We start from the raw sequence: 11,041 nt of genomic DNA on the forward strand, positions 1-11,041 counted from the left end.
CAGTTCCGCCCGGTCATGACCGCTTCTCGCGCCTTCCGATCGATTATCGGCTTCGCGTTGCTGTTCGCGCCGGCGGGCGTCGCCTTGCTCGCGGATTCGCCGCGCGTCGTCACCGCGATCGCATGGATTTGGAGCGTCGTCGCGCTCTGCGCGGCATGGCTGACGCGAGGACCGCGAACGCAGCGCGCCGACCGCCTCCGCGCTCTTTCGCCTCGCACGGCCATCGTCGTCGCCGCCGTCGCGGGCATGTTGATTCTTGGGAGCGTCGGCCTCATCGCCGCGAACGCGGACAACCGCGCCGCAAGCCTGCCGCTTGCCGCCGTATTTTTTGGCGTGTCGCTTCTCGCGTTCGGATTTCCGGGACTGCGCCTTCGTGTCGTCACGGCCGGCCTTGCGGGTTCTGCTCTCGCCGCGATGTTATCGATCGGCTTCATCGAACCGGAACCCGCCATCGACATCGGACGATCGCGTGCCGGCGCGCTTGCCGCGGTTGTATTTCCTTTGGCGTTGTTTTTCGTCGTGCGTCTCCGGTATGCGTTTCGTGCATACACTCCGGTCATCTTTCTTGGGCTCGTGGGTTGCGTCGTCTTTCTCGAGGCGGGCTTGCGTCTTGACGGCGCCCTGACCGAGCCGCGCCACATGCAGCGCGACGATGGCTGGGACCGCTATCGCCGAGCGCGTCTCGGCAACGCGATTCCACCGAACGTGCTGAAGTCGCGGCCGGAGGGCTGGTCCGTCGCGCTGGGATTCACGGGTTGGCGCGATTACGGGCCGGTCGAAAAGGCGGTCGGCGTATTTCGCATCGTGGCGATCGGCGGATCGTCAACCGAGGGGCTTGGCGTCGATCGCGAGGAAGACACGTGGCCGTATCGACTCGAACAGCAGCTCCGGGCGGAAAGCGGATCGGGCTACGAAGTCTTCAACGCGGGGCGCAGCGGCGATACGTCGTTTCAACTGCTGATGAATTTGAAGCACGAGATCGTGCGCTACGAACCCGACCTCGTCATCGTGTACGCGGGATACAACGATGCGACCCTCGGCAACGAAATCCCCGTTCGCCGCATGTTCGAGATCACGAAAAATCTGCCGTCGGACACGGACGCCGAAACCTTTCGCCGCGTCATCGCGCAGGAAGCGCGGCGGGCGCGGGCGGGCGAGTCGCCGGTCAATCGCGCCCGCGCGTGGATGTCTCGATTCGCCACGTACCGCGCGATGGCCGGGCCGATCGTGAAAGCGCGGCACGCCGCGTTGCCCGAAGCGGAAGAGGCGATGTTCGAATATCTCGAGCCGGCGGTCTCGGAAGCGGAATACGCGGAAAATCTGCGGGAGATGATCGCGATCGCCCGAGAGCGTGATTTTAAGATCGCGCTCGTCGCGGAGGCCTCGACATCCGCGGTCGAACGATATCATGCCGTCATGCGACGCACGGCAAAAGCCGAAGCCGTGCCTTTTCTTGACGCCGTGGCCGCGCTTGGGGCGTGCGAGCGGCCGATTGGCGAGTTGCTGATCGACGACGTGCATTTCAACCCGGGCGGGGCCGCGTGTTTTGCGCGCGTGCTCGAAGCGTTTCTTGACGCCGAAAGGCTGCTGACGCCGCTTGATTGACCCCCCTGATTGCGAAATGATGCCCGTAACGTTTGATGGAAGGAGAACGATTGATGTCAAAGGGTGTTGTTTGTATCGCGGCGTATCGGCCGCGCGAGGGCAAGGAAAACGAGTTGAAAATGCTGCTCGGGCAGCATCTTCCGCTTTTGCGCAAGGAAGGCTTTGCCACGCTGCGTCCGCCTTTGTACCTGCGCTCGAACGCCGACGGCGCGTGGATGGAGATCTTCGAGTGGGTGGAGGAAACTTCCGGCGACAAGGCCAACGAAAATCCCGCGGTGAAAGCGCTGTGGAATCGCATGGCGGAAGCCGCCGAGTTCATTCCGATGAACGCGCTTGCGGAGGCCGGAATGCCGTTCCCGCGTTTCGAGCCGATGCACGGAGTGGTTTGCAAGTAGTCTCGCCGACACCCACGCCGCCGCCGGCCCGTTCCGGTTCGCGCCGTTTGCCACGCGCATGAACGGCGGCGCGCGCCGGCTGGCGGCGCCTTTGGGGAGCAGTGCGGCGGTTCTGCTATTCGCTTTCGCCGCGGGTTTGGCGCGGCGCTTTCTTTTTGCGCCGGCGGATGATGAAAGCGCGTTTGTTTTTATCGATCGTATCGCCGGCGCGCTACTGGTCTGCCTCGCCGCGGGCATCTTTGAGCGTTTCGTCATCACGAAGGACGCGCCCATTCCCGGCGGACCAACGGCGCTTTTCGTACCGCTATTTCTCGTTGCGGCGCAGGATCCGCCGCCCATCGTCGCGGCCATCTTCGGCGCCTGGACGGCCACGGCCCTTGTCGTGCGCTGGTTTGATATTCGGCGCGACCCCGAGGGCGGTCGGCGCGCAGGCATCGCCGTTTGGGCATCGATCCTCGTTGCGTTCGCCGTGTTGTCGTTCGCATTCGTTGACAACGACGATCCGGTGCGGGCCTGGCGATCGCGCGCGGGCATTTTTGTTGCCGTCATGCCCGCGGTCGCGGCATATGCCTTGTTCCGGCGGCGGCATTCGATCGCTTGGCCGCAGGCCGTGCTGCTCCTGGCCGTTATCGCGTCGATCGTGTCCTTCGAAGCCGGCCTGCGCATCGACGGGTACTTTTCGGAGTTGCGCCACGTGATGCCGGCGAACGACGGCGAAGGGGGGGCCATCATTTTCGGTAACCCGATCCCGGCGGGTGTCCTGAAATTGCAGCCGGGAGGATGGCATGTTCGCCTGGGCTTGAGCCATCGTTGGCGCGAACAGGTGCCGTCGATAGTGAAGGGGCGCAACGTCTTTCGCATCGTCGCGCTTGGCAGTTCCTCGACGAAGGGTGACGGGATCGATCGCGAGCAGGATACCTGGCCGTGGATCCTTCAGGAGCGATTGCGCGGGCGCGGAAGCGGACGCACCATCGAGGTGTTGAACGCCGGGCAAAGCGCGGCGACGTCGTTTCACATGCTCATGAATCTGGAGCACGAGATTGTTCGTTACAAGCCCGACCTTGTGATCGTTTACGCCGGCTACAACGACACGGCTTACGGCAGTGAGCTTTCCGCGCGACGTCTGTTTGAAATCGCGGCGAAACTGGGCCCGGATATCTCCGCCGAAGATTATCGCCGCGTCATCGCGGACGAAATGGCGCGATCGAGCGAACGGGGAAAGGCCATCCGTCGAATGGGGATATGGTTGAACGAATTTTCCACGTATCGCCTGATGGCCCGATTCGTCACCGGCATGCGAAACACGATGATGCCGGCGCCAAGCGTGGCGGTGTTGGACCATCTGCCGCAATCGGTTTCCGAAACGGAGTTTGGTGAAAATCTCGGCGAGATGGCCGCCATCGCGCGCGCGCACGGGTTCGCCATCGTTTTCGCGGCCGAGGCATCCGTTCCCGGACTTCCGCGTTATCAATCGGTCATGCGGCGCGTGGCAAACGAAACCGGGACACCTTTTCTGGATGCGCGATCCGGGGTGGGGAGATGCGGCAAGCTGTTTGACGAGCTGTTTCTGGATGACGTCCATTTGACGGCCGCCGGGCACGCGTGCCTGGCGGAGATCCTCGATTGCTTTCTCGTCGAGCACGGCCTTGTCGCGGACGCGGGTGTCATTGCGCGACGGGAGGCGGTTTTGCCGTGAAACGCGTGGTCCCGACACTTGCGGTCCTCGTTGCCGGCGCGCTCGCGGGCATCGCCCTGGCACTTCTACTGCGTAATCCGATCACAGCGACGCATGGCGCGGGCTATGCCCTCCACGGGGAGATCGGCGGGCGGGCCGGCGAGATCGTCCTTCACGCGGGCGCGCGGATCGAGGTGCCCTTTCCCGACGATGTTCGCCGGGGAAAGTCGGCGATCCTCGCGTTTCGCCCGCATAACGAGGCGCCGGCCGCGTGGTCGCTCGTGGCGAAAACCGGCGACGGCGAAATCCTCGTTCTGGTCGATGAGGAGCACGAGGGAAACGTGTTCGACGCCGTGCTTGCGGGCCTTGTCGAAATCGGCTTCGAGCATGGGATCATCACCGTTTCGATGGACGGAGATCCGCGCATCGAACGTCATCGGGATTTGGCGGATATCGCGTCCGTGTCGCTTCAGGCCGACGCCGGCGAGTTGCGCCTGCGCGCGGTGTCGCTTGTCGCCGCGGATTGGGGCGCGGGCGGGATTCCGGATTTCCGGGTTGTCGCGCACGACGAGTTCGAGGCGGTCTGGCCGTCCGGCGGGAGGCTCGCGATTTTCGCGCTGGCCGGTCTTGCGTTTGCCGCGCTGACGATGCTGGTCGAAGGCCGGTTGACGCAATCGTTCGCATCCGTCGCGTCCGCGAGACTCAGCCAGATCTTTTCTTTTGGCGTTCTGGCGTTGGGCCTGCACCTTTGCCGCACGGCGCTCGCGCTCGAAGGGGGGGAGCTTTTTGTAGGGGCGATATTCGGCTACTTGCGATTGCGTTTTGTGCTCGCGCGCTCGGGGCTCGCGGCGCCGGAAAACGCGCCGGCCATCGGGCGCTTTCTTCTGCCGTTGTTTGCGCTCGCCGGAGCCTTTGGCGCGTTTCGCGCGGCCTCGAGCGGAGACACGGATGTCGAGGATTCTTTTTTTCTCGTCTTCGTCGCCGCCGCGATTCCGTTCGCGCTTGCGCGTCTGTACGCGCGGCTCACGGATACGTCGTTCGAGCGTGGGCGCCGCGCGATGGGGTTGGCGACCGTCCCGCTCGCGTTCACGGCTCTGACGTCGCTCGCGTGGGTGTTCGCGTTGCCGGCGCTCGGGTGGCCGGCGCTCGCGTCGCGCGATCGAATGCGCCACGCGGGTCCGCTCATCCTCGGATTTTCCCTGCTTCTCATCCCTGGCCTCGAGATTGTCACGCGGACAACCATTCCGCCGACGCAGTGGGCGCCCGGCGCCGTCTCCGACGAATTCGTCGCCGACGAAGGCCCGCTGTTTTTCATGCCGAAAAACCTTCTTCAGTTCGTACCCCGGCACGCGCACTCCTGGAACTATCGCGTCGAGGCGACGGATTTTCGCGGCAATACGGTCGCCGTCGAGAAACCGAAGGACGTTTATCGCATCATGGTCATCGGCGGCTCGAACGTGTGGGGCGACGGGCTCGATCGCGCCGACCAGGCTTTTCCCGCGCGCCTGGAAATCCGACTTAACGAAAGATTCGGCGGCGGATTCGAGGTGCTGAACGGCGGCGTTCGCGGATACAACAGCTTTCAGGTGATGGTACTTTTCACGCGGTACGCCTACCGCTTTGAGCCGGACCTCGTCGTCATGTACATGAACCGCAACGACGTCGATTCGCGCGAGGGCGTGTATCGGCTGCGCGAATTGCTCGAAGACGGGGCGTCCGCCGCGGCGACCCGCGAAGCGGGGCAATACCTTCGGAAACTGGCCTTTTACAACGTCGCGGTGCGCCGATTCGAGCGAGCCCGCCATGAGTTTCCGCTCCTTGCGAAAACGCAGTCCCTGGCGCTCGTGAACACGAATCCTCCGGAGGACACGAAGGAAAACTACCGCGACATCATCCGCAAGGCGCGCCGGATCGGCGCGAAGGTCGCTTTCGTCAGCGAATATTGGGGCGAGGTCCGGAGGCTTACGGCGGACGAGGGTCCCTTTCATGACGTTCGGCGGGCGACTCGCGAGTTGGTCAAGGAGGAGGATGTGCCGTATTTCGACGCTTTCAAGGCGTTTTACGGCAACTACCCCTTCCACGAGGTCATTTTGCCGCACGATCACGTCCACATGACGCCGCAAGGGCACGACATCCTGGCCGGAATGCTCGTGGATTTTCTGTCGAACGAGAGGCTTCTCGAATGAGGGAGCCGGCAACGCGGGCGATTCCGTTTGATCCGCACGTGCCGGCGACCGGATCGGCTCACGAATCGATTCTCATCCCGTTCGCGCGGCGTACCGATACGTAAGAACGAGAGGGGCCTGTCGAGGCCAAGAAAAAAATGCACGTATCCATCATGGATAACGCCCTCCGCGGCATGCAGCGGTCCTGGAACCTGCTTGATCGAGCCGCCCGCTCGATCGCGAAATCGAACGGCCAGGACGAGAACCTGGTCAGCAATGTCGTCGATCTGAAGGTCGCCAAAGTGATGCACAAGGCGAATGTCGAGGTGCTGAAAACCGGCGACGAGATGACGGGCACGATCGTCGATATCGTGGCGTAACGAAGGCGGCCCCGCGGCGCGAAGCGCCGTACCCTTTTCATCGCGCCCGATCCTCCCGCACAATGAACGCATGCCGGGCAACGACGAAAAGCCCTGGGTGGGCGTATGTCATCGGACGCGGGGGACAATGGGAATGGCGCGCGCGCGGCGCATTCACGACGCCATGTCCGCGCACTTCGGGCCGCTTTCCTGGTGGCCAGGGGAGACGCCGTTCGAGGTGTGCGTCGGAGCGATTCTGACGCAAAACACCGCGTGGTCGAACGTCGAGCGTGCGATCGCGAATCTGAAGGACGCCGAGATGCTGACGATCGACGGCATCGCGGACGCGCGACTACCGACGCTCGCGAAACTCATCCGGCCTTCGGGCTATTTCAATCAGAAGGCTGTGCGTCTGCGCCATTTCGCGCGATGGGTGCGTGACAAATACGGAAACGTGGAGGCGATGCGCGGCGAGGATCCGGCGCGGTTGCGCGCGGAGCTGCTCGCGCTTTCCGGCATCGGCCCGGAGACGGCGGATTCGATGCTGCTCTACGCCATGGACATGCCGATCTTCGTCGTCGACGCGTACACAAAACGCATCTTCCACCGAAAGGGCGCGTTTGATGAGGGCGTCCGTTACGGCGAGGTGCAGGACGCGTTTCATGGGTGGTTTTCGCCCGATCGCGCCCTCTACAACGAATATCACGCGCAGATCGTGAACCTGGGCAAGGACTACTGCAAAAAGACGCGTCCGCGCTGCGAGGATTGTCCCATCCGGGGGCTCTAGGGCTTCTGGGGCGGGAAGTCCTCGGCGGTCGCGCGCTCCCACGATCCGGAGCCGGTTCGATCGATCTCCGTATAGAGCGGCCGATCCGCCTCCACGTCGCGAACGATGCGGCGCTCATACCTTCCGTCGACGTCCATGTCACGGTACACGACCGCGAGCCGTCCCTGCTCATCGTATTCGCCGCGAATGTTCCACGCGCCGTCGTTGTCGGTGTCCGTCAGGGTCTCGCGCAGCACGCCGGCCACGTAATATTCCTCGTAGTCGATGTTGCCGTCGTAATTTCGATCCTTCTTGAAATGGACAAGCTCGCCGGACAGCCTGTACTGGAACCACTCGTCGGGATTGCCGTCGTTGTTCTTGTCGAACTTCGGCGCCAGGCGGTCACGGACGATCAGACCAATGAAAACGACGAGCGCCGCGACCACGAGGATACTGACAAGGAGCGAAGCTTTTTTATTCATGGCCGGCATTCTGGGTAAACCGCTCGTGTCAGGCAAGCCGCGCGCGAGGCGGCGGACCATTGGATAAAATCGACACGATGGACCGGATGTCCATCGTTGACCCGTTGATGTGAGCGCGCAGCGACGCGATCGCCAAGCAGCCATCAGCGTTCAGCGTTCTGCCTTCAGCTTTCAGCCTTCGGTGTTCGAACCGTTTCTTGAAGCGCTCCGTGGCATCGCCTAGGATCGGGGCGAAGGGGCTTTCGGCCGAACGGGGGCGGCCGGCGCCGTCGTCTCTTTTTTTTCTTATCCCCGGGGCGCGCGGGGGGATATCCCATGAAGATTCGTTACAACGGTCATTCCTGTTTTTCGATTTTTTCCGACGAAGGCACATGTATCGTGTGCGATCCGTACGAATCGGGCGCGTACGGCGGGGCGGTCGGCTATCACCCGGTCGATTCGAAGCCGGATATCGTGGTCGTTTCGCATGACCACCCGGACCACAATTACGTGAAGCAGTTCGAAGGCGATTTTTCGGTGATGCGCGGCTCCGGCATGGCCAGGAACATCGCGTTCGAAGCGGTGGATGCGTTCCACGACAAATCCGAGGGCGCCGACCGCGGCAAGATCAAGATTTTCAAATTCACGGTCAACGGCGTGAAGGTTTGCCACATGGGAGATCTGGGCCATCTGCTCTCGGACGATCAGGTGAAAAAAATCGGCGAGGTCGACGTGATGCTCATTCCCGTCGGCGGCTTTTTCACGATCGACGCAAACGAAGCGCGCGACGTGGTGGAGCGCGTCCGCCCGAAGATCGTCATCCCCATGCATTACAAGACCGACAAATGCGGCTTCGATATCGCCCCCGTCGATCCCTTTTTGGCGGGGCGCGACAACGTGAAACGCGTCGACACGGACGAGATCGAGGTGAAGGCGGACTCGCTGCCCGGCTCCACCGAGATCATCGTTCTGAAACACCGGCTCTAACGAACCGAGGGAGACACCATGCTCAAGAAAATCGATCACATCGGCATCGCCACGAAGAGTCTCGAGGAAGCGCTGCCGTTCTGGACCGTCGGACTGCGTCTTGACGACGCGCACCAGGAGATCGTCGCGGATCAGAAGGTCGTGGCCGCGTTCCTTCCGGTTGGCGAGACCAACGTCGAACTGCTCGAAGGCACGGACCCGGACAGCGCGATCAGCAAGTTCGTCGAAAAGCGCGGCGCCGGCATCCACCATATCTGTTTCGAGGTGGAGAACATCGACGAGGCGCTCGCGCACATGAAAGAGCAGGGATTCAAGCTCATCGACGAGACCCCGCGCATCGGCGCGCACGGAAAAAAGGTCGCGTTCGTCCACCCTAAAACCGCCGGCGGCGTGCTCATCGAGCTGTCGCAGGACGTGCATCCGGAGTAATCATGCGCGAGGTCTTCATCATTTCCGGCGCCCGGACTCCGATCGGCGGATTCGGAAAATCGCTCAAGGACGTTTCGGCGCTCGAGCTCGGCACGATCGCCGCGAAGGAAGCGATCAAGCGCGCAAATGCGCCGGTGGACAAATTCGACGACGTACTCGTCGGCCACTGCATGATGCGCACGGATGAGATCAACATCGGCCGCTGCATCGGGCTCAACGCCGGCCTGCCGTTCACCGTGCCGGGCGCGACGATCCAGCGGCAGTGCTCCAGCTCGATGCAGGCGCTCGTCTTTGCGGCGCAGCAGATCAAATGCGGCGACGCCGAGATGGTACTCGTCGGCGGCGCGGAGAACATGAGCCGCGTGCCCTACGCGCTCTACGACATGCGCTGGGGCGCCAGGATGGGCGCGCGCCCGGCGACCGACATGCTCAGCGAGGGCCTGCAAGACCCGTTCGGCCGCTACCACATGGGCGAGACGGCCGAAAACCTCGCCGCGAAATACGACATCACGCGGCAGGATCAGGACGAACTGGCGGCGACAAGCCACGCGCGCGCGATCGCCGCGATCGAGTCGGGGCGATTCAACGACGAGATCGTTCCCGTGCCGATTCCGCAACGCAAGGGCGATCCGATTCCGTTCGACACGGACGAGCATCCGCGCGCGGACGCGTCGCTCGAAAGCCTCTCCAGGCTCAAGCCCGCGTTCCGCAAGGACGGCACGGTCACGGCGGGCAACGCATCGGGCCTCAACGACGGCGCCTGCGCGGCGGTGGTCGCAAGCGGCGACGCGGCGAAATCGTACGACCTGCGCCCGATGGCGCGCGTCCTTGCCTACGGCATCGGCGGTGTGGAGCCGGAATTGATGGGCTACGGCCCCGTGCCCGCGATGAAGCAGGCCCTCAAGCGCGCAAAGATGGAGCTTTCCGACGTGCAGCTTTTCGAGGTCAACGAGGCGTTCGCGGCGCAATACATCGCCGTCGAGCGGCTGCTCGGCCTTGATCGCGACAAGACGAACGTCAACGGCTCCGGCATCGCGCTTGGCCACCCGGTCGGCATGACGGGCCTGCGCATCGTCCTTTCGCTGCTTTTTGAGATGCAAAAGCGCGATCTGGCGGTCGGAGCGGCGACGTTGTGCGTCGGCGGCGGAATGGGCATGGCGGTCATCGTCGAAAGGGTCTGATCGGCGAAAACTCAGAACGCCCGCCGCCAAATTTTTCGGCGGCGGGCGGTCTCGTCCGCGTCAGGCATTCTGTCGTGCGGTCCAGGCGACGTGCGATTCATTCCCAATTCGTAATTCGCCATTCCCCATTGGCGATCACTCCGTGCACCAGTCCCGGTCGGATTTGTCTCCCACTCGGAGTAGTGGGAGAAGATGGATTGGGACCGTCCCGTTGTTCTTGTAGTCCGACGTCACGCCGCGGACCCGCGAGAGGTCGTCGAAGTCGTCCGATGTAGAAATCGCGCCCGCTGTGGTCCACGGACACGTTGAACGCAAAAGTGTCCGGGTAATCGGTCAGCGAGGTTTTCTTCGTCCAAACCACGATAGCCACACCCCGGGATCGCAGGAGTCCTCACCTGCTTCGGAGGTAGCGGAAAACAAGGCCTACGCTCGCCGTCGGCGCCCGGCTCAACCGCACTCGCGGCAACGCAAGATAACTATAATAGGTGACTGTCCCCTATTTTTCGTGCAGAAAAACGAAGGCGGGGCGTCTGGGCGAAATCTCACTCGCGACAAGATTATCGCATTCGAGAGGATCGGCATTCAGATCGTCCAAGGTCGTGTTTTCGGCCCGCGTGGCGAAGAAAGCAAAGGCCTCCCCTTCCGATTCGTCAAGATGTGTATCGTATTTCATGATACCGATGCACATCGGCAATTGGCCGATATTCCCGCCAAGCAGGGTTACCGTTTTGGGGTCAGGCAGCAATTGAAACCCGCTATCGAGTTGCCCGGTCCAAACGATCTCATATTGCGGGTCGGTTTCGTCCACGTCATGGCTGCCATAGTCCCAATCCGCTGGTGGGGTGGAATCGACGGTCGCATATGCCGCAGTCACGATAAATGTAAAAATTGCCAAAGTCAACGCAAGCGTCAATCGAGACATCGCCAAGCCTCCTTATGGTTGTATCTGCCTATATATCCCGCCGCCAAGAAAGTGTTGGCGGGTATTATCATTGGCAATGTCGAACTGAGAGGTCCC

Annotated in this window: 11 protein-coding genes; 9 read left to right on the forward strand and 2 right to left on the reverse strand. The window is 62.5% G+C overall.

Features of this window, described 5'->3' with window-relative positions:
- The first annotated feature begins 15 nt into the window (after window positions 1–15).
- From K8I61_10535 to K8I61_10560, 6 genes are all read left to right on the forward strand, one after another.
- Window positions 16–1,605 (forward strand): SGNH/GDSL hydrolase family protein, encoded by a 1,590-nt coding sequence (locus K8I61_10535; protein ID MBZ0272464.1) that lies wholly within the window; start codon window positions 16–18, stop codon window positions 1,603–1,605.
- 53 nt (window positions 1,606–1,658) lie between these two features.
- On the forward strand, window positions 1,659–2,000 hold the full coding sequence (locus K8I61_10540; GenBank protein ID MBZ0272465.1) for a hypothetical protein: 342 nt from the start codon (window positions 1,659–1,661) through the stop codon (window positions 1,998–2,000).
- Window positions 2,001–2,058: 58 nt separating this feature from the next.
- Complete coding sequence (locus tag K8I61_10545; GenBank protein MBZ0272466.1) at window positions 2,059–3,696, forward strand: SGNH/GDSL hydrolase family protein; 1,638 nt, start codon at window positions 2,059–2,061, stop codon at window positions 3,694–3,696.
- Window positions 3,693–5,861, forward strand: coding sequence for an SGNH/GDSL hydrolase family protein (locus tag K8I61_10550; GenBank protein MBZ0272467.1), 2,169 nt, complete (start codon window positions 3,693–3,695; stop codon window positions 5,859–5,861). Before K8I61_10545 ends, K8I61_10550 begins: the two co-directional genes overlap by 4 nt.
- Window positions 5,862–6,013: 152 nt before the next feature.
- On the forward strand, window positions 6,014–6,220 hold the full coding sequence (locus K8I61_10555; protein ID MBZ0272468.1) for a hypothetical protein: 207 nt from the start codon (window positions 6,014–6,016) through the stop codon (window positions 6,218–6,220).
- A 127-nt stretch (window positions 6,221–6,347) separates the two neighbouring features.
- Window positions 6,348–6,986 (forward strand): endonuclease III domain-containing protein, encoded by a 639-nt coding sequence (locus K8I61_10560; protein ID MBZ0272469.1) that lies wholly within the window; start codon window positions 6,348–6,350, stop codon window positions 6,984–6,986.
- On the opposite strand, the gene K8I61_10565 is transcribed toward K8I61_10560, so the two are convergent.
- On the reverse strand, window positions 6,983–7,447 hold the full coding sequence (locus K8I61_10565; GenBank protein ID MBZ0272470.1) for a hypothetical protein: 465 nt from the start codon (window positions 7,445–7,447) through the stop codon (window positions 6,983–6,985). The genes K8I61_10560 and K8I61_10565 overlap by 4 nt on opposite strands.
- Before the next feature lie 315 nt (window positions 7,448–7,762).
- On the opposite strand from K8I61_10565, the gene K8I61_10570 reads away from it, so the two are divergent.
- The 3 genes from K8I61_10570 to K8I61_10580 are packed head-to-tail and all read left to right on the forward strand — an operon-like array spanning window position 7,763 to window position 10,023.
- Entirely contained in the window at window positions 7,763–8,413 is a 651-nt protein-coding gene (locus tag K8I61_10570) for an MBL fold metallo-hydrolase (GenBank protein ID MBZ0272471.1), read from the forward strand.
- Window positions 8,414–8,431: 18 nt separating this feature from the next.
- The gene (mce, locus tag K8I61_10575; GenBank protein MBZ0272472.1) at window positions 8,432–8,842 is read left to right on the forward strand and encodes a methylmalonyl-CoA epimerase; all 411 of its coding nucleotides are present in this window, start codon (window positions 8,432–8,434) and stop codon (window positions 8,840–8,842) included.
- A 2-nt stretch (window positions 8,843–8,844) separates the two neighbouring features.
- Window positions 8,845–10,023: an acetyl-CoA C-acetyltransferase gene (locus tag K8I61_10580; protein ID MBZ0272473.1), complete on the forward strand. Its 1,179-nt coding sequence runs from the start codon at window positions 8,845–8,847 to the stop codon at window positions 10,021–10,023.
- 496 nt (window positions 10,024–10,519) lie between these two features.
- Here the strand turns inward: K8I61_10580 and K8I61_10585 are convergent, their stop codons facing one another.
- Complete coding sequence (locus tag K8I61_10585; GenBank protein ID MBZ0272474.1) at window positions 10,520–10,945, reverse strand: hypothetical protein; 426 nt, start codon at window positions 10,943–10,945, stop codon at window positions 10,520–10,522.
- Window positions 10,946–11,041: the final 96 nt, after the last annotated feature.

The sequence above is a fragment of the bacterium genome, from assembly GCA_019912885.1.
In the GTDB taxonomy this organism is placed as follows: domain Bacteria; phylum Lernaellota; class Lernaellaia; order JACKCT01; family JACKCT01; genus JAIOHV01.

Excerpts from the sequence above, each read along its gene's own strand:
- K8I61_10535 (MBZ0272464.1), top strand. The coding sequence starts at position 16 with ATGACCGCTTCTCGCGCCTTCCGATCGATTATCGGCTTCGCGTTGCTG.
- K8I61_10540 (MBZ0272465.1), top strand. The coding sequence starts at position 1,659 with ATGTCAAAGGGTGTTGTTTGTATCGCGGCGTATCGGCCGCGCGAGGGC.
- K8I61_10545 (MBZ0272466.1), top strand. The coding sequence starts at position 2,059 with ATGAACGGCGGCGCGCGCCGGCTGGCGGCGCCTTTGGGGAGCAGTGCG.
- K8I61_10555 (MBZ0272468.1), top strand. The coding sequence starts at position 6,014 with ATGGATAACGCCCTCCGCGGCATGCAGCGGTCCTGGAACCTGCTTGAT.
- K8I61_10560 (MBZ0272469.1), top strand. The coding sequence starts at position 6,348 with ATGGGAATGGCGCGCGCGCGGCGCATTCACGACGCCATGTCCGCGCAC.
- K8I61_10565 (MBZ0272470.1), bottom strand. The coding sequence starts at position 7,447 with ATGAATAAAAAAGCTTCGCTCCTTGTCAGTATCCTCGTGGTCGCGGCG.
- K8I61_10570 (MBZ0272471.1), top strand. The coding sequence starts at position 7,763 with ATGAAGATTCGTTACAACGGTCATTCCTGTTTTTCGATTTTTTCCGAC.
- mce (MBZ0272472.1), top strand. The coding sequence starts at position 8,432 with ATGCTCAAGAAAATCGATCACATCGGCATCGCCACGAAGAGTCTCGAG.
- K8I61_10580 (MBZ0272473.1), top strand. The coding sequence starts at position 8,845 with ATGCGCGAGGTCTTCATCATTTCCGGCGCCCGGACTCCGATCGGCGGA.
- K8I61_10585 (MBZ0272474.1), bottom strand. The coding sequence starts at position 10,945 with ATGTCTCGATTGACGCTTGCGTTGACTTTGGCAATTTTTACATTTATC.